The sequence below is a fragment of the Bradyrhizobium sp. 613_E4_N2_2 genome, from assembly GCF_052075995.1.
Taxonomy (GTDB): domain Bacteria; phylum Pseudomonadota; class Alphaproteobacteria; order Rhizobiales; family Xanthobacteraceae; genus Bradyrhizobium; species Bradyrhizobium barranii.
Window position 1 is genome coordinate 8,845,043 of record NZ_CP197234.1, and the last position, 21,858, is coordinate 8,866,900.

A 21,858-nucleotide genomic window follows, 5' to 3' on the forward strand; every position below is an offset into this window, starting at 1 on the left:
ACACCCATAGCGCATTTTGATGTGTACGACTAAGTTCGCCCCAAGCCATCATTCAAAGGGATGTCCCATGAGCCAGAACCGTTCGAGCGTCGAAGCCGTCGTGCAATCCTATTTCGACGGACTTTACGAGGGCGATGCCGAAAAACTCGGCGCCATCTTCCATCCCTCCGCCGATTTGCGCTGGGTCGAGAAGGGCGAGCTTCAGGTGCTGACCGTGCCCGACTGGCTCGATCGCGTCCGCAAGCGCCCTTCCGGCAAGGCCGAAGGCAAGCCGCGCGAGGATTTCATCGTCACCATCGACCGCTCGGACGACAAGACCGCCTTCATCAAGGTCAGGTGCCAGCTGCCGCCACGCTTTTTCACGGACTATCTGGTGGCGATGAAGCTCGCCGACGGCTGGCAGATCGTGTCGAAATCGTACCGGTATGACCTGAGGGAGTGAGGGGGACGACCCTTCCGCTGCCCGAATTCTGACGAACTCGCCTTTGATTTTCCGTCATTGCGAGCGAAGCGAAGCAATCCAGTCTGTCTCCGCGGAAAGATTCTGGATTGCTTCGCTGCGCTCGCAATGACGATGTCTGAAAGTCCCCTATGCCTCTCGACCGCCGTACCCTGTTTGCCTCGCTGTGCTGGATGGCCGCCTCCCCCGCGCTCGCCGTAGACGCACCGCCGGAGCTCGAATCCTACGAGCGCGAGAGCGGCGGGCGGATCGGGGTCTATGCCGAGAACCTCGCGACTGGCGCGAAGCTCGCATGGCGCGCCGACGAGCGCTTCGTCATGTGCTCGACATTCAAGGCTTCGCTCGCGGCCTGCGTGCTGGCGCGGGCCGATCGCGGCGAGGAGCAGCTTGCGGCCATGATCCCCTACGGCAAGGCCGACCTGCTCGACTACGCGCCGGTCGCCAAACAAAATCTCGCCGCCGGCGCGATGTCGGTCACCGACATGTGCAAGGCGATCGTCGAGCTCAGCGACAACACCTGCGCCAACCTGCTCTTGGCGCGGATCGGCGGCCCCGCCGCGCTCACGGCCTTCTGGCGATCGCTCGGCGACACCACCTCGCGGCTCGACCACAACGAGCCCGAGCTCAACCGCTCACCGCCCGGCGATCCCCGGGACACCACGACGCCGGCGGCGATGGCCGGCAACCTGAAGCGGCTGGTGGTGGGCGAAGCACTGTCGCCGGCCTCGCGGACCCAGCTCACCGAATGGATGGTGGGCTGCAAGACCGGCGCCAACCGGCTGCGCGGCGGCCTGCCGGCAGGCTGGAAGATCGGCGACAAGACCGGCAACAACGGCAAGGATGCGTCGGGCGATATCGCGGTCGTCTGGCCCAAGCTCGACAACAAGGCGGATGTACCAATCCTGATCGCGGCCTATACCCAGGGCGGCAGGCCCAACGCCGCGCAGATCGAAGCCGTGTTCGCGCGCGTCGGACGCATGGTGGCCGAACGGCTGGCGTGAGCCGCGACGCATTGACCTTTTGGCCGCTTCCGGGCCAAGACAGGCCATGATCGCAGCGAAATTTCAGACCTTTCTCATCCTGCTCACGGTGCTGGCCGGCACCGCGCTGGTCGCCCGCCGCTTCAACATCGCACCCGCCATTCTCCTGATGCTGTCCGGCGTCGGCCTCGCCTTCGTGCCGGGCATGCCGCCGGTGGAACTGCCGCCGGAACTGGTGCTGCTGATGGTGTTGCCGCCGCTGATCTACTCGGCGAGCGTCGCGATGAGCTGGCGCGAGTTCAGGAACAATCTGCGGCCGATCGTGCTGCTCGCTGTCGGCGCGGTGATCTTCACCGCGGCGCTGGTGGCTGCGGCCACGCATTATGTGATCGGCCTGCCCTGGACCATCGGATTCCTGCTGGGCGCCATCGTCGCTCCGCCGGACGTGGTGGCGCCGCTCGCGATCGCGCGCCGTCTGAACATACCGCGCCGGCTCCTGGTCATCCTCGAGGGCGAGGGACTCGCGAACGACGCGACCGCGCTGATCCTCTACCGCTTCGCGCTTGCGGCCATCATGGTCGGCCATTTCTCACTGCCGCTGGCGGCCGGCGAGTTTGTCCTCATCGTCGCCAGCGAGATCGCCTTTGGCATCGGCATTGGCTGGCTCTCCCTTCGCTTCCGCAAATGGTCCAGGGATCCGCAGGTCGAGCTGACGCTGTCGCTGATCACGCCCTACGTGTCCTACTGGCTGCCCGAGCATCTCGGCGGCTCCGGCGTGATCGCGACCGTGGCCTGCGGCCTCTATGTGAGCTGGAACGGCCCGCTGCTGATCTCGGCGTCAACGCGCCTGCAAGGCATCTTCTTCTGGGATCTCATCATCTACCTGATCGAGGGCCTGCTGTTCCTGCTCACCGGCTTCCAGATGCGGGCACTCTACGAGAAGTCGAAGGCGTTTCCGCTCGACGATATCATGATCGCGACCGCGGTGGTCCTGGCGGTCATCGTCATCGCACGCTTCGTCTGGCTGTATCCTGCGATCTATCTGCCGCGGATATTGAGCAAGAGCCTGCGCAAGCGCGACCCATCGCCGCCATGGCAATGGCCGTTCGTGCTCGCCTTCACCGGCGTGCGCGGCGCGGTGTCGCTGGCGGCCGCGCTGGCGCTGCCGTTCACGTTGCCGGGCGGCGAGGCCTTCCCGTATCGCGACCTGATCCTGTTCGTCGCCTTCGGAGTCATCTTCGTGACGCTGATCGGCGTCGGCCTGACGCTTCCGCCGGTGGTGCGCTGGCTCGGTGTCGCCGAGGCCGGCCGCAACGAGCATGTCGCCGAGCACGAGGCCGAGATCGCGGCACGCCGCCAGGCGCTCGAGGCGGCGCTGAAGTCGCTCGACGCAATGACCGAGGAAAAGGATGTGTCGGACGAGGTGATGCGGCTCCTGCGCGCGCGTCACGAGATTCGTGTCAACCAGCTTCCGGATTCCCTCGACCCCAACCATCACGACGTCTCCGCCGCCGGCACCGCCCTGACCCGCGACCTGATCGTCGCCGAGCGAAAGTTCATCCACGACCTCCTGCGCGACGGTCAGATCACCGACGAGACGCGGCGCCGGATCGAGCGCGACCTGGACCTGGAAGAGGCAAGCCTGGCGAACAGGGAGTATCGGGGGGTGCCGTTGTAGTCTTTTCGTCATTGCGAGCGAAGCGAAGCAATCCGGACTGCTGCCGTGGAAAGACTCTGGATTGCTTCGCTTCGCTCGCAATGACGGCAGCACCAACTATCGCCTCTCGCAAAATTCCCCGACCCCCGCCGCAACGGCGCCCGCAATCATCTCCTGCCGCTCCGACGAATTCATCTCCATCTCCTCGTCGCGGTTGATGATCGAGCCGGCTTCGAGCAGCACGGCGGCACTCCGCGTCCGTGACAGCACGACGAGCCCGTCATAGCGGTAGACGCCGACATCCTTGTCGAGCAGCTGGCGCCGGTAGCGGCCCATCACCGGCAGGGTGTATTGGCTGGCGTAGTGCAGCCCCTGCTCCTTCAACTGTCTGCCGATCATCCGGGCCAGCTTCAGGCTGCTGGTGAAGTGCGGATTGCGCTCGGACACGAACAGCGAGTGACCCGAGAAGCGGTCGCTGAAATAGCTCTTTGCGCCGTCGAATTCCCAGGTCTCGAGCAGCTTATCCGGCACCGAATCGTGATGGATCGATAGCACGAGATCGGCCCGGCCGTCATTCGCGGCACTGACGCGCTTGAACAGGCTCGGCCGCGCCTTGCCGTCCGTGACGAGCAGCCGGGTTGCGGTAAAGCCTTCGGATTTGAGTTTTGCCGTGACCAGCCTTGCGAGCCGGAAGTTGAAGCCGAATTCCGGATCATTGCGCGCGCTCAACGCGCCGTAGGAGTCCGGGGTGTGCCCGACGTCGACGACGATCCGGAATTTCGGCATCTCACATTTGGCTGGTGCGGGCGCAGGCTTAGGTCTGGCTTTCGCAACCTTCCGGGCCGGGGCAGCACGGCCCGCGTCGATCGACGGAAGCAACAGTGCGACCAGCGACACGAGGAGAATTGCGACGATGCCCCGCCCTAACGACAAGTCCTACTCCGCTGCCGCGATCCTCGGCCTGCCGACGAAGTCGGCGACGTCGCCGAAGCGCTGCACGACGATCGCAACAACTCGCCCATTCCCGTCCCCGAGCCGGACTCGGTCAGGAACTTGTTGTCCTCGGCGCGGAGCATGGCGGATCCTCCCGATTTGATTTTCGGGAAGATTGGCGCGGACGCGGGAAGACGTCAACGCAAGCACGGCTTCGTGAAGTGGGTTGGCGCAGCGTAATCGCCGCCTTTATGGCAGGCCGAAGGGGGCAGATCTTAGGGCTCCTATCCGCCCCCATCGCAATTACCTGACGGTGACGGCGACTGTGTATACCTTGCCATTATCCGGGTCGGTAGGGTCCGCCGTCACGCGCCGATACGTGAAGGAGTCTTCACCGACATAACCCTTCTTGGATTGGTACACCACGCTGGTCAGCCGCACGGTCTTGGCCTCTCCGCTTCTCAATTTGCGTTGCCCGGTGCTCGCTCGCGTCGTCACGGCACCGCTCTTCGGCGGAGTCACGACTTCAATGCTGACGGGCCAGACCTTGCCACTGCTGTCGACGCGCCAGTGTCCGCCGCATTTGCAGATTTCCTTTGCCTCGCCCGATTTCACGACGAGCGACGTGTTCCCCCCGCCCGCATGTGCGCCACAGAGGATTCCGAAGAACAGGACGAGCCCCGCGGTGATTTTGATCAAGAGGGCCGACGGTAGGCGTACCGGGTAGGTTGTCATTTCATAAGTCTCCAATGAAAAAATCTTAGAGTTATTGTATGGGATTGTTCCGGCTGGCGAGGCCGATGCACTCGTGCCCGGCTATCTCAAGGTTCTCGCGACTCGAAATCCAACGTTGCTCACGCGTCCTTCGGACTGCACGCCGTAACGGCTCCCCGCTTCGACTGCATCCGCCTTGCTGACCCAGGAGCCTCCCCTGAGGACACGCTGCTCGCATCGGCCTTTCAGCCAAGGACTCCCGTCCACAGGCACGCCCTCATAAGTGTCGTTGACGCAATCCTCGACCCATTCCCAAATATTGCCGTGCACCTGATAGAGGCCCCACGGATTCGGCTGGAAGGAATCGACAGGAGCCGTCTTTTGCCCGGAGGCACCCTTTGCATTCTTGTCCTGGCTGGCCCTGTCATCGTAGTTGGCCTGGCCCCGAGACACGGAGACTCCCCACCAGAACGATGACGTCGTTCCCGCGCGCGTCACATATTCCCGCTCGGCTTCGCTCAGGAGGCGGTACGTCTTGCCGGTGCGGGCCGACAACCAGGCTGCATAGCTCTTGGCATCCGACCAGGAAATGTTGATCGCCGGTCGTCTCCCGCGGCCCCAACCGTTGTCCCAGGGCTTGTACCCATTGCATCCCCCATCGGCGACGCAGGCGTCCCATTCCGCAAACGTGACAGCGTAACGGCCAACCGCGAATGAATGGGCGAACGTCACCTTGTGGCGAGACGATTCCGCGGTGCGTTTCGATGCACTCTCCGACGTCCCCATCATGAACGCGCCCGGCGGGACCACAACCATCTCCGGACACTTTTCACATTCCTTGAAGCTGGCCTTCTGCTTCAGAGCCGCCTCTTCCGAATCGGACAACACCTTGATGCCAATCGCAGTCAGTCCTTCGCGCTGCGGGGTCGTGTCTGGAGCCGGAAGCGTGGCGTTGGTGGAGGCCACCTGCACCGCCTGTAACGCCTTGAACCGTTCGCGCGCCTCTGCGGAGCGCGCGCTTTCGGGAAATTTGCTCAGAAACTCTTCGAACATCGCCGGCGAGCGCCCATCCTTGATCGCATTCCAGACGATCTCATCGGTCGCGGGCGGGGCCGGCGGCGGTGCAGCTGCCGCCGCGCGTTCCTTCCACAGCTCGTCACGACGCGACAGCGCGGCAGAGACGTGCGAACTGCTGGAATATTTTGCGGAATACTCCTCGAAGATCGCGGGATCGTGCGACTCCTTGATCGCGTTCCAGACGATCTCATCTGCAGGCGGAGGTGGCGGCGCTTGAGCGGCCGCGATCTCCTTCCTCAGATCATTCCCGCGCTGTCGCGCGTCCGCGATGTGCGGGCTCGCCGTATATTTACTCACGAACTCATCGAAGATCGCGGGATCGCGCGATCCCTTGATCGCGGCCCAGACGATGTCCTCGGCGGCTGGAGGTGGCGGAGCTTGCGTGGCGGCAATCTGCTTTTTCAGCTCATCCCTGCGCCTCTGGGCGTCCGCCAGATGCGGGCTTGCCGGAAACTTGCTGGCGAAATCATCGAAGATTGCCGGATACGTCGAGCCTTTGATGGCATCCCAGACGACCTCGTCGGCGGTCGGAGGCGGTGGAACGCGGGCGGCAGCGGCGGCGATCTGCTTTTGCAGCTCGTCGGCACGCGATTGCGCCTCGGCTCGATGCTTGCTGGTGGGAAACTTGCTGACGAAATCATCGAAGATCGCGGGATAGTTCGAATCCCTGATCGCCGTCCAGACGATTTCGTCGGCGGTCGGCGGCGGGGGTATGCGCGCGGCAGCCGCAGCTTGCGCCTGCTTGAGCTCATCACGCCGTGATTGGGCCGCCTTCAGATGTGGCGTCGTCGGAAACTTCGCGATGAACTCCTCGAACACGGCCGGATAGGTCGAATCCTTCACGGCGTTCCAGACGATGTCATCCGTCGTTGGCGGTGGCGGCAGTTTCGGTGCATCGACGATCGAGATGACAGAGCCGCCCAATGATCCATAGACGAACGGCTCCTGGTGACGATTGGTGACCTTCAGCACTTCGTCGCGAACTCGGCCGAGCGCAATCCTCAAGTCCAAGCCGGGAGCGGCGATGTTGTGCAGCAGCGCGGCCGTGAAGGGACTGTTTTTGGCATCGCCGTCCAGCGCAACCGATCCGGCCTTGGCCGCGAAGGCAATCAGCGTATCGGATATCGCGGGCTCGACCTTCGCCAACCCGCGACCGATCGATCGGGACGCTATGGTTCGCTTCATGGTCTTCAAGAACGGGTTGTCCCGGCACGCATCCAGGATGACGAGGCGAAGCCGCTTGGTGGGCTCGATCGATTTCAGAATGCGATCGAGGGAAATAGCCTCATCCTCGATGTCGAAATCGCGGGACAACTTCGCGTCGACGGGGATGACGTAGTTTGCACCATCGACCTCGATGCCATGGCCGGCGAAATAGACGACGGCCACGTCGGCATCGCTTGCCATCTCGGCGAAATCGCTGATCGCGCGCCGCATGTCTGAAATCCCAAGATCACGGCGGGCATCGACCGCGGAAAATCCTGCAGATCTGAACAGGGAGGCAATCTCGGCGGCGTCATTCCGGGGATTCGGAAGGCTCGGGACATTCCGGTACGACGAATTGCCAATCACCAGAGCGACGCGCTTCTCGGCCAGCGCCTGACCCGCGAACCCGTAAAAAACGAGCGCAAGAATGGTAGCCGCCACCCAGCGCATAATTCCCCCCAAATCGCCCTTTGCGAGTATATCGCTGGTTGTAGCCCCTGCAAGCAGCACCACGAGCCCACATCATTCGACGGGGGCAATACCAAGTCCGTGATTCAGGTCACTGAGCGATTGGCGACGGCGGCGACTTAGACCGGCCTTTCCCCCTTCACCGTCACGCGCGTGCCTGAACGCGTATGCGGCCAGTAGTCCCACATCGCGCGGTGCTGGGTGCAGCGGTTGTCCCAGAACGCGATGGCATTCCCGGTCCAGCGGAAGCGGCACTGGAACAGCGGGTTCTCGGCGTGCTGGTAGAGATAGGCCAGCATCGCATCGCTCTCGTCGCGCGGGATGCCGTTGATGTGATGGGTGAAGCCGCGGTTGACGTAGAGCGCCTTCCTGCCCGTCACCGGATGCGTGCGCACCACCGGATGCTCGGCGCTCGGATAGGACGGACGATCGGCGACGCCGTAATTGGCGTAAAGCCCGCGATAGATCGGCTCGCCGTCATGCAGCGCGGTCAGCCCGTCGAGATAGGCCTTCATCCGATCCGACAGCGCCTCATAGGCCGCGTACATGTTGGCGAACAGCGTGTCGCCGCCGCGCGGCGGGCACTGCTTGATGTAGAGGATCGAGCCCATCGGCGGCTCGAGATCGCAGGACACGTCCGAATGCCAGCCCTCGCCGTTCGCCCGCGGCGAGTTCTTGTCGGCGTAGATCTTCATCAGCGCGGGATCCTCGTCCTCGTGCGGCGCGGCGGGATGGAAATGCAGCTCGCCGAACTTGCGGCCGAACGCGAGATGCTGTTTTGGCGTGATGTTTTGATCGCGGAAGAAGATGACGAGGTTTTCGGCGAGCGCGCGGTGGATCTCGTCCATCTGTCGGTTGGAGCGGGCATCGCCATCGACGAGGCTGCCGAGGTCGACGCCGGATATTTCCGCGCCGATGATGGGGGTGAGCTTTTCGACCGCGATGGTCTCGTAAGCCGCGCCGTCTTCGGCCGTGTGGCGGTAGCGCGGGCCCTGCTTGCCGGCGAGTGAGCTCATGGCATGTCTCCCGATCATTTTGATTGGAAGACATCGTAGCCCGGATGGAGCGAAGCGCAATCCGGGAACGGGTCGTTCCACGGTGGGCAATGCCCCGGATTTCGCTGCGCTCCATCCAGGCTACGGTCGCGCAAAAAATAAGGCGGGTTGCTTTTGGCAAACCCGCCCTACGATTCCAATGTTTGGGAGACGCTTACTCCGCCGCGGTCACCGGCACCTTGGCGCCCTGGCCGTAGCGCTGGTCGATGTAGTCGATCACCAGCGCCTTGAAGTCGGCGGAGATGGTCGGGCCGCGCAGCGTGCGGAATTTCTTGCCATCGACGAAGACGGGCGCGGCCGGCGCTTCGCCGGTGCCCGGCAGCGAGATGCCGATATTGGCGTGCTTGGATTCGCCGGGGCCGTTGACGATGCAGCCCATCACCGCGACGTTGAGCTCTTCGACGCCCGGATATTTCGTCTTCCAGCCCGGCATCTCGTCGCGGATGAACGCCTGGATCGAGCTCGCCAGCTCCTGGAACGTGGTCGATGTGGTGCGGCCGCAGCCGGGGCACGCCGCAACCAGCGGCACGAAGGTGCGGAAGCCCATGGTCTGCAGCAATTCCTGGCCGACCTGCACTTCGCGGGTGCGGTCGCCGCCGGGCTCCGGCGTCAGCGAGATGCGGATGGTGTCGCCGATGCCCTGCTGAAGCAGGATGCCGAGCGCGGCCGACGAGGCCACGATGCCCTTGGTGCCCATGCCGGCCTCGGTGAGACCGAGATGGATGGCGTAATCGGAACGCGCCGCGAGATCCTGATAGACCGCGATCAGATCCTGCACGGCCGAAACCTTGGCCGACAGGATGATGCGGTTCTTGGGCATGCCGAGTTCTTCGGCGCGTGCGGCCGAGAGCAGCGCCGACTGCACCATGGCCTCGCGCGTCACCGCGCGCACGTCGCGCGGATTGGCGGACGCGGCGTTCTCGTCCATCAGCTTGGTCAGCAGCTCTTGGTCGAGCGAACCCCAATTGGCGCCGATGCGGACCGGCTTGCCGTTCTTGTTCGCGATCTCGATGATGTCGGCGAACTGGGTGTCGCGCTTGTCCTTGAAGCCGACATTGCCGGGATTGATGCGATATTTCGCGAGCGCCTCGGCGCAGGCCGGATAGGCCGCGAGCAGCTTGTGGCCGATATAGTGGAAGTCGCCGATCAGCGGCGTGGTGATGCCACGCTTGGCCAGGCCGTCGCGGATATGCGGAACGGCAGCAGCGGCCTCCTCGCGGTCCACGGTGATGCGGACCATTTCGGAGCCGGCGCGCGCAAGCGCTGCGACCTGGGCGATGGTGCCGTCGATGTCGGCGGTGTCGGTGTTGGTCATCGACTGCACGACGATCGGCGCACCGCCGCCAACGGCGACGTCGCCGACCTTGACCTGGGTGGTCCGGTGCCGGGGCGCCGGGCCCGCAATGTCGGAATCAATGGGGTTTTCGAGCTTGTTCATGGGATCCAAATATCAGGTTTTGGTGACGTTGAGCAATGCATCGCGCGGCGCCGCAGCCGTTGAGCTGGGACGGTTAACCAGAAAAAGCCCAGCAATTACAAGGATCGCAGCGGCCCCGAATGTCAGGCTCAAGGTGTCGTGCATGATGAAATAGCTACCCACCACGCCAAACAAAGGGGTGATGAAGGTAAAAGCCGACAATTTGCTGGCCGAATAGGTCTTGACCAGCGCGAACCAAAGCGTGAACGTGGTTCCAACCACCCAGATCGCCTGGAAGGCCATCAGGCCGAGCGACAGCGGCGACGGGGTCTGGGTGATGGTCTCCCCAAACAGCCAGGCGGCGGTGCCCAGGATCGGGATCGAGGTCGCGACCTGATAGCCGAGTGCTTTTTCCGGCGCCGCGAAGCGCAGCCGGGTGCCCTTGGCGACCAGCGTGGTCGCCGCCCAAAGCCCTGCGCCGGCCACGATCAGGAGGTCGCCGAGCAGGATGTGCGAATCCACATTGGGCTGCGGCACGCCGATCGCGAGCGCAACTCCGGCAAAGCTCACAGCCAGCCCCAGCCATTGGGTGCCGCCGAGCCGCTCGCCGAGCACCTGGTAGGACCCGAGCGCGACGAAGAACGGCGCCGTGTAGAGGAACACCACCGCGCGCGAGGCCGAGGTCAGGCGCAGGCCCTGGAAAATCAGCACGAACTCGACGCCGAACATCAGCCCGGCGACCAGGCCGGCCTTCCACGTGCCGTCGCGCTCGAAGAATTTGACGCCGCGCAAACTGCCGACGATGAACAGCACCGGCAGCGCACCCATCGAACGGATCATCGCCTGGAGCATCGCCGGCACCTCCGGCAGCACCAGCTTCACTGCGATCTGATTGAAGCCCCAGGTCAGGCACAGCATGAGCATCAGGGCGATGGCGCCGGCACTGAGGGGGCGACCGGCGGACGGTATGGCTTGTGGTGCGGACATTTCTTCCCGAATACCGGCTTGCGCCGTTGTTGCTTTATGCAGCTTTCTGACAATGGGCGCAGACGCCCGTAATCTCCACCACGGACAGTTTTGGTGCGAAGCCTGAGCTGCGCGCCGCGGCATTGAGGTCCTTGGCGAAGGACGCCGACGGGATCTCGCCGACCAGGCCGCAGCGCTCGCAGATCAGGAACGCCACCGCCGAGGTCGCGTCGTGGTCGTGGGCGGCGCAGGCGAGGTAGGCGTTGCGGCTTTCGATGCGGTGCACGAGGCCGTTGGCCATCAGGAAATCGAGCGCACGGTAGACCGTGATCGGCGCCGGCCGCGGCATCGACTTTGCCAATTCGTCGATGATCTCATAGGCGCCGAGCGGCCGGTGGCTGGAGAGCAGCGCCCCCAGCACCTGGCGGCGGATCGGCGTGAATTTCTGCGCGCGAGCCTCGCAAACCGTCTCGGCGTGCGCCAGCGCGTCCGCGGTGCAGCGGCCGTGATCGTGGTCGGGCGTCGGAAATGCCGGCTTTGCGAGGGTCATGTGGCCTGCCTTCTAGCATTTCGGCCGTGGAACCCAAAGCGCGACCGGGAATGCGCCTGCCAGCCATGCTCTTGCTGCGGGACAGCGTCCCGCTAATCCGCCACGAAATAATCATAAGCTTGCTTATTATAGTCAAGCTCATTGGAGATAACCTTATGACCCGCGGGTCCGTCGACCAGAACTTCCTGTTCACGCTCGGTGAACTCTACCGCCTCTTGCGGGTCTATGCCGACAAGGAGGCATCGCGCTTCGGCATCACCCGCGCGCAATGGGCGGTCCTGGCCAAGGTCGAGCGCAGCGAGGGCATGAAGCAGTCGGAACTCGCCGAGTTGCTGGAGATGCAGCCGATCACGCTGACGCGCCTGATCGACAAGCTCTGCGACAGCGACTGGATCGAGCGCCGCAGCGACGCCTCGGACCGCCGCGTCAAGCGCCTCTATCTCAAGAAGGCCGGCCGTGCGCTGCTCGGCAAGATGAGCGGCCTGAAATCGGAACTCACGGCGAACGCACTCGACGGCATCAGCCCGGCGGACGCCCACCGTCTCCTCACCCAACTCGAATCCATCAAGGAAAACGTGCGTAACGCGATCCAGACATCCGGCGCGGAACAAGCGCGTAAGGAGCAGCGCTATGGCTGATCAGGTCCTCAAGTTCCAGCCCGAGCAGAAGAGCGACAGCGGCAAGCCCACCAAGAAAGCCGGCACCGATCCGCGCCGCCGCCTGGTGGCGGGCCTGCGCCGCTATCGCCGCTTCCTGCTCCTGGTCGTGCTGCCGCTCGTCGTCGCCGTCGGCGGCCTCACCTTCTATCTGAACGGCGGCCGCTACGTCGGCACTGACGATGCCTATGTCGGCGCGCAGAAGGTCCTGGTGACGCCCGACATCTCCGGCAAGATCCAGAAGGTCGTCGTGAGGGAAGGCCAGATCGTCAAGCAAGGCGACGAGCTGTTCGAGATCGATCCCGTGCCGTTCCGCCTCGCGGTGGACGAGGCCAGGGCGCAGCTGATGCAGGCGCAGTCGACCTATGACAACCTCCGCGCCAACATCAAGATCTACGGCGACATGCTTAACCTTGCGCAACAGGGCGTCGACCTGAAGCAGCGCGACGTCGAGCGCAAGCAGGCGCTGGTGAAGAACAGCTACGGCTCGCAACTCGACCTCGACAACTCCGCGAACGCGCTGGTCACATCAGGTTCGATCGCGCAATACGTCAAGCAGCAGATCTCGGCGGCCAAGACGCAGCTGCTCGGCGACACCGACCTGCCGCTGGAGAAATTCCCGCCTTACGCGCAGGCCAAGTCCAAGCTCGACAATGCCGAGCGCAATCTCGACCACGCCGTGGTGCGGGCATCGATGGGCGGCGTTGCGACGCAGGTCGAGCAGATTCAGCTCGGCCGCTACGTCACCGCCGGCACGCCGGTGTTCTCCATCATCGACGTCGCCCACCCCTGGGTCGACGCCAATCCGAAGGAGAGCGACCTCACCCACGTCACCGAGGGACAGCCTGTGACCCTCGAGGTCGACGCGTTCCCGAACCACGTCTTCAAGGGCAAGATCGGTTCGCTCTCGCCCGGCACCGGCGCGCAATTCGCGATCCTACCGCCGCAGAACGCCACCGGCAATTTCGTCAAGGTGGTACAGCGCGTGCCGATCCGGATCTATTTCGACGAGACCGACAAATACGTGCGGAAGCTGAAGGCCGGCATGAGCGTCTACGCCACCATCGACACCGGCCACAAGCGCTCGCTCGCCGGCCTGTTCGGATTGTCGGCGACGGCGAACCAGGACAAAGACCAGGACAAGGACTGATCCGATGTCCGGCCCCAATGCCAGCCTGATGGTCCCCGGCCTGCGCAGGAACATGGTGACGATCTGCGCCATGACCGCGACCATCATGCAGGCGCTGGACACCACCATCGCCAACGTCGCCTTGCCCTACATGCAGGGCTCACTGTCGGCCTCGCAGGACCAGATCAACTGGGTCTTGACGTCCTACATCGTCGCCGCCGCGATCATGACGGCGCCGGTCGGCTGGATCGCCAACCGCTTCGGCCGCAAGCGCATCTTCATCATCTGCGCCGCCGGCTTCACCTTCGCATCCGTGCTGTGCGGCTTGGCGCAGGACATCAACCAGATGGTGCTGTTCCGTCTGCTGCAAGGCGTGTTCGGCGCGGCCCTGGTGCCGCTGTCGCAATCAGTCATGCTCGATTATTACACGCTCCAGGAACGCGCCAAGGCGATGTCGATCTGGGGCATGGGCGTGATGATGGGCCCGATCATGGGCCCCTCGCTCGGCGCCTGGCTGACCGAGACCTATTCCTGGCACTGGGTGTTCTTCGTCAACCTGCCGTTCGGCGCCATCACCGTGCTCGGCCTGATCGTCTTCATGGACGAGACCCGGAAGGATATCAGCCTCAAATTCGACTGGTTCGGTTTCGCCGCGCTGGCGGTCGCGATCGGCTCGCTTCAACTCGCGCTGGACAGGGGCGAGCAATTGGGCTGGCTCGAATCCAATGAGATCATCGCAGAGTTCATCGTCTCGGCCGTCGCCTTCTACTTCTTCCTCGCGCACTCCTTCACGACGTCGTCGCCGTTCATCCGCTTCGCGCTGTTCAAGGATCGCAACTTCGTCACCGGCTGCATGTTCATGGTCGTGATGGGGCTCGTGCTGTTCTCGACCATGGCGCTGGCCTCGCCCTACATGCAGAACGTGATCGGCTATCCCATCATCACCGCCGGCCTGCTGCTGGCGAGCCGCGGCTTCGGCACCTTCTTCGCCATGATGCTGGTTGGCCGCATGATGCGTTATTTCGAGGCACGCACACTGATCATCACCGGCCTGACGCTGACCGCGGGCTCGCTGTTCCAGATGACCGGGTGGACCGACCTGACCCAGGTGCCGGAGATCGTCACCGTCAGTGTCATCCAGGGCTTTGGCTTCGGCCTCGTCTTCGTGCCGCTCTCGACGGTGGCATTCCTGACCCTGTCGAACGAGCTGCGTACTGACGGCACCGCGATGCTGACCCTGATGCGCAACGTCGCGAGCTCGGTCGGCATCTCCGTCGTCATCGCCGAACTGACGCAGGGAACGCGGAGGACCTACGCGATCCTGTCCGAGTACATCAACCCGTTCAACCACGCGCTCCAGATGCCCAGCGTCAGCGGCATGATCAATCTCTCCACCGACGCCGGCCGCGCCATGGCCGACAGGATGGTCAGCGTGCAGGCGCAGATCATCGCCTTCGCACACGACTATATGCTGGTGATGATCTTCATCCTCTGCACCATCCCGCTCGCCTTGCTGATCGGCTCGACCAAGGCCACGCTGCGCAAGCAGGCCGCGGGGCCGGAACATGCGGTGATGGAGTAGCCACTGGCGTCATGCCCCGCGAAGGCGGGGCATCCAGTACGCCGCGGCTTCTCCGAAGCCCACAAACGTCTCTGGAATACTGGGTCGCCCGGTCAAGCCGGGCGACGACAGCGAGCAGGCGGCACGAGTTACTACAGTAACTCCTCGCAGCCCAAATCCTCGACCGCCATCATCACCCGCTCCAGATTGTTCCACCAGATCACCGGCGGGATGTTGATGCTCCACTGCCAGACCGGCTTGGTGATGTGCCAGAGCACGGACCAACGGTAGTCGCGATCGAGCGCACCTCGCGTGTAGCCCGTGATGCCGCTTTCGATCAGCGTGTCATGATAGAAATTGAGCAGCGAGCGTTCGAGCGCCTGCCGTCGCTCCGGGTACCATTGCATCGCCATCATGTAGGCGAGATCGTTGGTCGGGACGTCGATGCCCCACAGGTCGAAGTCGAAGATGCGCGCGGTATCGGCGACACCGGTGCGGGGCAGCAGGAAATTCCAGCTATGGGCATCACCATGGGTGATGCTGAGATGACGGCGCGAATGATAGCGCTCGGATAGCCGGGCCGACTGATCGATGAGGCGACGGTAGATGAGGCGTCGCTCCTCGCTGAGGCGGTCACCGAGCAAATCGGCAAAGCGGTCGTAATGACCTGCAAACGCCTCCATGTGCTGCGTGCTGTCTTCGGTGCTCGCCCAGCTGCCGACGGTCTCGCCGAGATCGGGATGGTCCCACCAGGCCGCATGCCAGCGCGCCAGCGTCGTGACGATCGCGATCGCCTGCTCGCGTGACGGCGGCAGCGGCCATTGCGTTGCGACCTCGTGGCTGTCGGTGAGATCCTCGAGCAGCAGGTGCCAGGCGAGGCTTTCTTCGTCGAAATGCGCGTCGAAGCAGCGCGGCACCAATCCCAGCGGCATCTTCGGCGCAGGCTGCGTGTAGTACGCCACCTCGTGCCGGCCGGCATTGGCGAGCGTCTGCGCAAACGCGGAATTGGCGGTCTTCAGGATCAGTGATTGCGGCGCACCGGCGGATTCCCCGACATAGCGCAGGCCGAGGCGGACGATGTGTGACACGACGGTGTCACGCTGATGCAGCACCTTCACCTCGCGCACCGCGCCAGCGTCCAGCACGCCACCCCTGCGCAGCGCAGCCGTCAGTTGGGCGGGCTCAACGACCGCCGGCAGTTGTGGAGGTGTCATGACCACGATGCCCCTGTCCCGCGCCATACTGCGCGATCACGACCCCACACACCAGTTGCAGACCCGGCGCCCGGCTCAAGCCGCGGCGGTCGAGTCGCGCACGGTCCGGACGACGACCGACCGCAGCGATTCCAGATTGGCCGCCATGCCCGCAATCGCCTGCCTCACCTCCGTGGCGCGCTCGTCCACCGAGGCGGCGTCGCGGCTGACATTGGCGATCTTGGCCGAGACCTCCTTCGCAGCGGATGCCGATTCGGAAATCGACCGCGCGATCTCCCGCGTTGCGGAGTCCTGCTCCTCCATCGCCGCCGCGACCGAGGTCGCCACGCCGTCGATCTCGACGATGTGGCCTCCCATCGTCTCGACCGCATCGACCGCGGCCTGGGTCGAGGCCTGCACCTCGGCGATCAGGCGCCCGATCTCTTCGGTGGATTTGGCGGTCTGGTCGGACAGCGATTTCACTTCGGCCGCAACCACCGCAAAGCCGCGGCCGGCCTCGCCGGCCCGCGCGGCCTCGATCGTGGCATTGAGCGCCAGGAGGTTGGTCTGGCCGGCGATGCCGCCAATGAGGTCGGAGACCTCCGCAATCTTCTTCACCGCGCCCGCCAGCGCCTGGATGGTCGAACGCGCCTGCTCGCGGCCCGCGACCGCCGATTTCGTGACCGTGCTGGTCCGCGCCACCTGCGTTGCGATGTCCCGGATCGAGGCGCTCAGTTCTTCGGCCGCGGCCGAGACCGTCTGCGAGCTGCCCAGCGCCTGGGTGGACGCCGAGGCCACCGCCTGCGACTCCGCAGACAGCGACCGGGCGATCTCGGACAGGCTGGAGGCGGCCCGTTCGACACCCTGGCTCGCCACGCTCGCGGAATCGACCGAGCGGCCGGTCTCGCGCTCGACGGTCTCGGCCATCTGGTGCAGGGCACCGCGCTTGGCCGTCGCGGCCTCCTGCTCCTTCCGCAACTGCTCCTCGCGCAGGCGCGAATTCTCGATCGCCCCCTGCTTGAACACCTGGAGCGCACCCGCCATCGAGCCGACCTCGTCCTGGCGGTGCGCGAAGGGGATGTCGGCGGCGAGATCGCCGGTCGCGAGCTTCTGCATCGTGTCCGTCATGCGCACGATCGGGCGTACCACGCCAAGCGCGACGCCGAGCAGGCCTGCGGCAATGAAGGCCAGGACGGCTGCGGAGACGCCGAGGAGAATGTAGAGGATCGAGCTGTCGCGCTCGGCGGCCAGCTTCTCCATGTCGGCATTCTGCTTGTTGGCGCTCTCGACGATGCTGTCGATGACGGCGCGGTGCGCGGTGTAGGCGTCCTTGAGCTGCGCATAGGCGCGTTCGGCGCCGGCCACGTCCTTGGCTTTGAGGGCTGGCAGGAGCTGGTCGGACAGAAGCTTCCAGAACTTCTGCACCTCGGCGTCGGATTTCGACACCAACGCCGTCTTCAGATCGGTGGAGAGGTTGGAGGTGGTCCAGAATGCCTTGCGCTCATCGTAATCCTTGCGGAGCTGGACCAGGCGTTCGCCATGGGCCGACAGCTGGTCCGGCTCACGCATGGCGAGCGTGGCCTCGAGATAGGCTTCGATCACATATTCGGGCGGCGGCAGGATGTCCGCGATGAGGTCGTTGCCGAGCTTGATGTCGGAGTAAAGCGGACCGCCGACCTTGAGCTCGCGCAGGGCGTAAAGGCTGGTCGAGACGACGGCAGTAAAGCCGATGGCGAGCACGATCCCGAATGCAATGACTGCAGAAGAAAGCGAGAGACGAATTTTCATGAAACAATCCAATGGCGCAGGTCGAAATCCGAACGGACCCTAAACAACTGCGGTAAACACGGGATTGCTTCGCGCGGAAATTGTATCCCGCGGGCACCGGAAAATTACGAAAAGAGGACGTCAGTCGGTCGTTTTTGCGTCAGCGAGACCGACTCGGGGCACGAACAGAAACGTCTCAGGCCCGATGAAACGCAGCAACCAGCTCAGTTGCGCTGGATGAGAAACGCGTGGCGGCTGTCGATATCGCCGCCACGCGTTGCTGCCTCACATGTCGAAGAACACCGTCTCGTCGTCGCCCTGAAGCCGCAGGTCGAGCCGATAGACCGCCTTCCCCGCCTCGCGCGTCGCGATCAGCGTCGCGCGGCGATCGGCCGGCACCAGTCCCAGCACGGGATCGGCGACATTGCCGGCCTCGTCGCTGAAATAGATACGGGTGTAGAGATGCCGCAGCATGCCGCGACCGAACACCGCAAGGACGATGTGCGGCGCCTGTGGCTTTCCGTCGGGATCGGGCACCGCGCCCGGCTTGACGGTGTCGAAGGAATAATTGCCGTCCTTGTCGGTGCCGCAGCGGGCAAAGCCGCGGAAGCTGGCATTGGGCAGCGCGCGCTTGTCCTGGGGGTCGGCGAAGCGGCCCTTCGCATCCGCCTGCCAGATCTCCAGCATGACGTCGGGCACGACGACGCCGTCGCCGTCGAACACGCGGCCTTCGATGCGGACGCGGTCGCCGGTGACGTCGGGCGTCAGCGTCGAGTTGGTGAACGCGTCGTTCCAGGCGTATTCGCCGGTCGGTGTCAGGCCGTATTTGAAGAACGGACCGACGGTCTGCGATGGGGTAATACCGTTGTCCTGCACTTAAGTGTTCTCCATTGGCGTGGCGTTCTTGCCGCGCAGCACGATGTCAAAGCGGTAGCACAGCGCCCATTCGGGCTGCGTGTTCTCGAGGTCGAAAGACGACACCATCCGCGCCCGCGCCTTCTCGTCCGGCACCGAATTGAAGATCGGGTCGAACGGGAACAGCGGGTCAGCAGGGAAATACATCTGCGTCACGAGGCGCGTTACGAAGGAATGGCCGAACACCGACAGATGGATATGCGCGGGACGCCAGGCGTTGTGGTGATTGCCCCAGGGATAGGCGCCAGGCTTGATGGTGACGAAACGGTAGTAGCCGGCGGCATCGCTCACGGTGCGGCCCGCGCCGGTGAAGTTCGGATCGAGCGGCGCCGGATGCTGGTCGCGGACATGGACGTAGCGGCCGCAGGAATTGGCCTGCCAGATCTCGACCAGCGAGTTCGGCACGCCGCGGCCGTCCTCGTCGCGCACATGGCCGTGCACGATGATGCGCTCGCCGATCGGCTCGCCGGTATGCTGGGTGGTGAGATCGGCATCGCCCTCGCGCACGGTCTCGTGGCCGTAGACCGGGCCGGTCAATTCCGACAGCGTGTGGCGCATCGGGATCAAGGGCTTGTTCGGCGCGCGCTTGATCGAGCTCTTGTATTCGGGCGACAGCGGCAGCGGATGCGCCTTGTTGCTGTCGACGGGATAGATGAATGTCATTGGCGAACTCCTCCCCGGCCATTTTGCTCCAGCCGGTCAACGCTCCCCCCGATCATTATAGAACATAACTAATCTAGGGAAGCGGGTTTGGCGGGCGTCCTGCGCCCGGCAGGGCCACGCTATTTGATCGGCGGACGCGGTAACACGGCCTCACCGGCCTCCAGCCGGTAGGTGTGGTCGAGCGAATACCAGGGGGTCGGGACGTCTCGTGCGGTCGGATGCGGCGTGTCGTGGCGCTGGAACTTGCCGATCAGTGCCTGCGTCACCCCGAACTGCACGTCGCTGTCGATATGGGGGTCGGCGGGGTCGTAGACCTGCGAGATCAGCACCTTGAATCCGGGCTTGAAGATCAGCGCGTGCAGATGCGCGGGACGATAGGGATGCCGGCTCTGCGCCTCCAGGAGGCGGCCGACCACGCCGTCGGTCGGGATGGGGTAGCCGACCATCATCACCGAGCGGAAGGCGAAGCGTCCGTCCTGGTCGGTCGTGAACTTGCCGCGCAGGTTCATGTCGGCCTGATCGGGGTCCTGGTTCTCGTAGAGACCGACCGGCGAGGCGTGCCAGACATCGACCTCCGCACCCGTGACGGGACGGCCGTCCCTGTCGACGACGCGGCCGCTGACGAACAGCGGCGCGCCGGGCGTTTCCGAGCGGACGATCGAGCCGCCATTCTCGACCCGCGGCGAGTTCAACCGCCAGAACGGGCCGAGCAGCGACTGATCGGTTTCGGTATTGCCCTGATCGCCGTTGTTGAGCAGGCACACCAGCGGCGAGACGCCGAGCGAGCCCGCCATCAGCACGACTTCGTTGTGCGTGTCGGTGGTCAGCTTGCCGAGTTCGGCGATAACAGCGGTGGCGTCGCGGAATTCCTTCTCGGTCAGGCGCACGTCGCGGACGAAGCCGTGAAGATGCTTGACCAGCGAGACCATGATCTGCCGCATCCGCGGGTCGGACGTCCGCTCCATAACCGCCAGTGCGGCGGCCGTGACATCCTGCTCGCGCTCGATGATCATGACACGGCCCTCGAAAGGCCCTCTCCCCGTTTGCGGGGAGAGGGAGAAGAGAAAGCTTAATTCAGCTTCTCGATCGCAACGGCAACGCCCTGGCCGACGCCGACGCACATGGTGGCCAGCGCCAGCTTGCCGCCGCGCTTTTCCATGCCGTGGACGGCGGTGAGCGCGAGGCGCGCGCCGCTCATGCCGAGGGGATGGCCGAGCGCGATGGCGCCGCCATGCGGATTGACGAAATCGGCGTCGTCAGCGACGCCGAGCTGGCGCATGCAGGCGATGCCTTGCGAGGCGAAGGCCTCGTTGAGCTCGATCAGGTCGAAATCGCTGATCTTCTTGCCGAGGCGTTCCATCAGCTTGCGGGTCGCCGGCACCGGGCCGATGCCCATGATGCGCGGCGGCACGCCGGCCGAGGCGAGGCCGAGGATGCGTGCGCGCGGGGTGAGGCCATGCTTCTTCACGGCGGCTTCAGAAGCCAGGATCATCGCGGCCGCGCCGTCATTGACGCCGGAGGCGTTGCCGGCGGTCACGGTGCCGGGATTGCGCACGATCGGCTTCAGTTTTGCCAGGCCTTCCAGCGTCGTCTCCGGGCGCGGATGCTCGTCCTTGTCCACGGTGATCGGGCCGGCCTTGCCGCCGGGAACGGTGATCGGCGTGATCTCCTCGGCGAAATAACCCGCCGCGATCGCCGCGCCCGCGCGCTGCTGCGAACGGATCGCGAAGGCGTCCTGGTCGGCGCGCGAGACCTGGAATTCCTCGGCGACGTTCTCGCCGGTCTCCGGCATGGCGTCGACGCCATACTGCGCCTTCAACAGCGGATTGATGAAACGCCAGCCGATGGTGGTGTCAAAAATCTCGGCGGAGCGCGAGAAGGCTTCCTGCGCCTTGCCCATCACGAAGGGCGCGCGGGTCATGGATTCGACGCCGCCGGCGATCGCAAGCTCGATCTCGCCGGAACGGATGGCGCGGCCAGCCGCACCGACCGCGTCGAGGCCGGAGGCGCAGAGCCGGTTCAGGGTCTGCCCGGGAACCGAATCCGGCAGGCCCGCAAGCAGCAGCGCCATGCGCGCGACGTTGCGGTTGTCCTCGCCGGCCTGGTTGGCGCAGCCGAAGAAGACTTCGTCGACCTGTGCCCAGTCGAGATTGGGATGCTTGGCCATCAGCGCCTTGATCGGGGCCGCCGCGAGGTCGTCGGCGCGCACCTTGGCGAGCGAGCCGCCGAAACGGCCGATCGGGGTCCGCACGGCATCGCAGATAAAGACGTCACGCATCGTTGTTCTCCCTGAATGCCGCGGTCCGGCCCAAATTCTTCAATGTCCGCGGAGTTTTAGGAGGGCGCCCGCGGCAGGTCAATTGACGGTTTCTTGCTTGTTCCGAGGGGGGCGCACGCTGCCAATGCATGCCGTGGTGCGGACAACGTGGAAAACCTCCGCTCGCCGGCCAAACCGGTAGGAGCAGGAGGCGAAATTTTGTAGGTTGCGCCG

The 21,858-nt window shown here is 64.5% G+C and carries 19 protein-coding genes; 6 read left to right on the top strand and 13 right to left on the bottom strand.

Annotation, left to right across the window (positions count from 1 at the left end; genetic code table 11):
- The first annotated feature begins 67 nt into the window (after positions 1-67).
- The 3 genes from AB7290_RS42020 to AB7290_RS42030 all read left to right on the top strand — a co-directional run bounded on the left by AB7290_RS42020 (position 68) and on the right by AB7290_RS42030 (position 3,118).
- Positions 68-442, top strand: a complete 375-nt coding sequence (locus AB7290_RS42020; protein ID WP_007598116.1) for a nuclear transport factor 2 family protein — start codon at positions 68-70, stop codon at positions 440-442.
- Positions 443-591: 149 nt separating this feature from the next.
- Entirely contained in the window at positions 592-1,461 is an 870-nt protein-coding gene (gene bla / locus AB7290_RS42025; RefSeq protein ID WP_085404042.1) for a class A beta-lactamase, read from the top strand.
- Positions 1,462-1,507: 46 nt separating this feature from the next.
- Positions 1,508-3,118, top strand: a complete 1,611-nt coding sequence (locus AB7290_RS42030) for a Na+/H+ antiporter (protein ID WP_094184376.1) — start codon at positions 1,508-1,510, stop codon at positions 3,116-3,118.
- Between the two features lie 96 nt (positions 3,119-3,214).
- Here the strand turns inward: AB7290_RS42030 and AB7290_RS42035 are convergent, their stop codons facing one another.
- The 7 genes from AB7290_RS42035 to AB7290_RS42065 form a co-directional block, all read right to left on the bottom strand.
- Positions 3,215-4,030: an N-acetylmuramoyl-L-alanine amidase gene (locus tag AB7290_RS42035; RefSeq protein ID WP_354077347.1), complete on the bottom strand. Its 816-nt coding sequence runs from the start codon at positions 4,028-4,030 to the stop codon at positions 3,215-3,217.
- Between the two features lie 303 nt (positions 4,031-4,333).
- Positions 4,334-4,765 carry a hypothetical protein gene (locus AB7290_RS42040; RefSeq protein ID WP_063980026.1) on the bottom strand — a complete coding sequence of 144 codons (432 nt, stop codon included), beginning with the start codon at positions 4,763-4,765 and terminating at the stop codon, positions 4,334-4,336.
- A gap of 81 nt (positions 4,766-4,846) precedes the next feature.
- The gene (locus tag AB7290_RS42045) at positions 4,847-7,477 is read right to left on the bottom strand and encodes an SUMF1/EgtB/PvdO family nonheme iron enzyme (protein ID WP_085404044.1); all 2,631 of its coding nucleotides are present in this window, start codon (positions 7,475-7,477) and stop codon (positions 4,847-4,849) included.
- Between the two features lie 137 nt (positions 7,478-7,614).
- On the bottom strand, positions 7,615-8,511 hold the full coding sequence (locus tag AB7290_RS42050; RefSeq protein ID WP_085404045.1) for a TauD/TfdA dioxygenase family protein: 897 nt from the start codon (positions 8,509-8,511) through the stop codon (positions 7,615-7,617).
- A 193-nt stretch (positions 8,512-8,704) separates the two neighbouring features.
- Positions 8,705-9,988, bottom strand: coding sequence for a flavodoxin-dependent (E)-4-hydroxy-3-methylbut-2-enyl-diphosphate synthase (ispG, locus tag AB7290_RS42055; RefSeq protein ID WP_085404046.1), 1,284 nt, complete (start codon positions 9,986-9,988; stop codon positions 8,705-8,707).
- 12 nt (positions 9,989-10,000) lie between these two features.
- Positions 10,001-10,954, bottom strand: a complete 954-nt coding sequence (locus tag AB7290_RS42060) for a DMT family transporter (RefSeq protein ID WP_085404047.1) — start codon at positions 10,952-10,954, stop codon at positions 10,001-10,003.
- 34 nt (positions 10,955-10,988) lie between these two features.
- Positions 10,989-11,483: a Fur family transcriptional regulator gene (locus AB7290_RS42065; protein WP_038943833.1), complete on the bottom strand. Its 495-nt coding sequence runs from the start codon at positions 11,481-11,483 to the stop codon at positions 10,989-10,991.
- A gap of 155 nt (positions 11,484-11,638) precedes the next feature.
- Between AB7290_RS42065 and AB7290_RS42070 the strand changes: the two genes are divergently transcribed.
- Genes AB7290_RS42070 through AB7290_RS42080 form a run of 3 tightly spaced genes read left to right on the top strand, consistent with a single transcriptional unit; the run spans position 11,639 to position 14,850 of the window.
- Positions 11,639-12,121 carry a MarR family winged helix-turn-helix transcriptional regulator gene (locus AB7290_RS42070; protein WP_014491125.1) on the top strand — a complete coding sequence of 161 codons (483 nt, stop codon included), beginning with the start codon at positions 11,639-11,641 and terminating at the stop codon, positions 12,119-12,121.
- Positions 12,114-13,289 carry an HlyD family secretion protein gene (locus tag AB7290_RS42075; protein ID WP_085404048.1) on the top strand — a complete coding sequence of 392 codons (1,176 nt, stop codon included), beginning with the start codon at positions 12,114-12,116 and terminating at the stop codon, positions 13,287-13,289. The genes AB7290_RS42070 and AB7290_RS42075 overlap by 8 nt, the downstream gene beginning before the upstream one ends.
- Positions 13,290-13,293: 4 nt before the next feature.
- Entirely contained in the window at positions 13,294-14,850 is a 1,557-nt protein-coding gene (locus tag AB7290_RS42080) for an MDR family MFS transporter (protein WP_085404049.1), read from the top strand.
- A 131-nt stretch (positions 14,851-14,981) separates the two neighbouring features.
- Here AB7290_RS42080 and AB7290_RS42085 read toward each other — a convergent pair whose 3' ends face one another.
- The 6 genes from AB7290_RS42085 to pcaF all read right to left on the bottom strand — a co-directional run bounded on the left by AB7290_RS42085 (position 14,982) and on the right by pcaF (position 21,645).
- Positions 14,982-16,070, bottom strand: a complete 1,089-nt coding sequence (locus AB7290_RS42085; RefSeq protein ID WP_085404050.1) for a phosphotransferase — start codon at positions 16,068-16,070, stop codon at positions 14,982-14,984.
- Between the two features lie 48 nt (positions 16,071-16,118).
- The gene (locus tag AB7290_RS42090) at positions 16,119-17,810 is read right to left on the bottom strand and encodes a methyl-accepting chemotaxis protein (RefSeq protein ID WP_135215600.1); all 1,692 of its coding nucleotides are present in this window, start codon (positions 17,808-17,810) and stop codon (positions 16,119-16,121) included.
- 264 nt (positions 17,811-18,074) lie between these two features.
- Positions 18,075-18,665: a protocatechuate 3,4-dioxygenase subunit alpha gene (gene pcaG, locus AB7290_RS42095; RefSeq protein WP_085404052.1), complete on the bottom strand. Its 591-nt coding sequence runs from the start codon at positions 18,663-18,665 to the stop codon at positions 18,075-18,077.
- Positions 18,666-19,367 carry a protocatechuate 3,4-dioxygenase subunit beta gene (gene pcaH / locus AB7290_RS42100; RefSeq protein ID WP_071909017.1) on the bottom strand — a complete coding sequence of 234 codons (702 nt, stop codon included), beginning with the start codon at positions 19,365-19,367 and terminating at the stop codon, positions 18,666-18,668.
- Positions 19,368-19,486: 119 nt separating this feature from the next.
- Positions 19,487-20,380, bottom strand: coding sequence for a dioxygenase family protein (locus AB7290_RS42105; protein ID WP_085404053.1), 894 nt, complete (start codon positions 20,378-20,380; stop codon positions 19,487-19,489).
- Between the two features lie 56 nt (positions 20,381-20,436).
- Positions 20,437-21,645 carry a 3-oxoadipyl-CoA thiolase gene (gene pcaF, locus AB7290_RS42110; protein ID WP_085404054.1) on the bottom strand — a complete coding sequence of 403 codons (1,209 nt, stop codon included), beginning with the start codon at positions 21,643-21,645 and terminating at the stop codon, positions 20,437-20,439.
- Between the last annotated feature and the right edge of the window lie 213 nt (positions 21,646-21,858).

Coding starts and splice junctions, on each gene's coding strand:
- AB7290_RS42020 (WP_007598116.1), top strand. CDS start 68: ATGAGCCAGAACCGTTCGAGCGTCGAAGCCGTCGTGCAATCCTATTTC.
- bla (WP_085404042.1), top strand. CDS start 592: ATGCCTCTCGACCGCCGTACCCTGTTTGCCTCGCTGTGCTGGATGGCC.
- AB7290_RS42030 (WP_094184376.1), top strand. CDS start 1,508: ATGATCGCAGCGAAATTTCAGACCTTTCTCATCCTGCTCACGGTGCTG.
- AB7290_RS42040 (WP_063980026.1), bottom strand. CDS start 4,765: ATGACAACCTACCCGGTACGCCTACCGTCGGCCCTCTTGATCAAAATC.
- AB7290_RS42045 (WP_085404044.1), bottom strand. CDS start 7,477: ATGCGCTGGGTGGCGGCTACCATTCTTGCGCTCGTTTTTTACGGGTTC.
- AB7290_RS42050 (WP_085404045.1), bottom strand. CDS start 8,511: ATGAGCTCACTCGCCGGCAAGCAGGGCCCGCGCTACCGCCACACGGCC.
- ispG (WP_085404046.1), bottom strand. CDS start 9,988: ATGAACAAGCTCGAAAACCCCATTGATTCCGACATTGCGGGCCCGGCG.
- AB7290_RS42060 (WP_085404047.1), bottom strand. CDS start 10,954: ATGTCCGCACCACAAGCCATACCGTCCGCCGGTCGCCCCCTCAGTGCC.
- AB7290_RS42065 (WP_038943833.1), bottom strand. CDS start 11,483: ATGACCCTCGCAAAGCCGGCATTTCCGACGCCCGACCACGATCACGGC.
- AB7290_RS42070 (WP_014491125.1), top strand. CDS start 11,639: ATGACCCGCGGGTCCGTCGACCAGAACTTCCTGTTCACGCTCGGTGAA.
- AB7290_RS42075 (WP_085404048.1), top strand. CDS start 12,114: ATGGCTGATCAGGTCCTCAAGTTCCAGCCCGAGCAGAAGAGCGACAGC.
- AB7290_RS42080 (WP_085404049.1), top strand. CDS start 13,294: ATGTCCGGCCCCAATGCCAGCCTGATGGTCCCCGGCCTGCGCAGGAAC.
- AB7290_RS42085 (WP_085404050.1), bottom strand. CDS start 16,070: ATGGCGCGGGACAGGGGCATCGTGGTCATGACACCTCCACAACTGCCG.
- AB7290_RS42090 (WP_135215600.1), bottom strand. CDS start 17,810: ATGAAAATTCGTCTCTCGCTTTCTTCTGCAGTCATTGCATTCGGGATC.
- pcaH (WP_071909017.1), bottom strand. CDS start 19,367: ATGACATTCATCTATCCCGTCGACAGCAACAAGGCGCATCCGCTGCCG.
- AB7290_RS42105 (WP_085404053.1), bottom strand. CDS start 20,380: ATGATCATCGAGCGCGAGCAGGATGTCACGGCCGCCGCACTGGCGGTT.
- pcaF (WP_085404054.1), bottom strand. CDS start 21,645: ATGCGTGACGTCTTTATCTGCGATGCCGTGCGGACCCCGATCGGCCGT.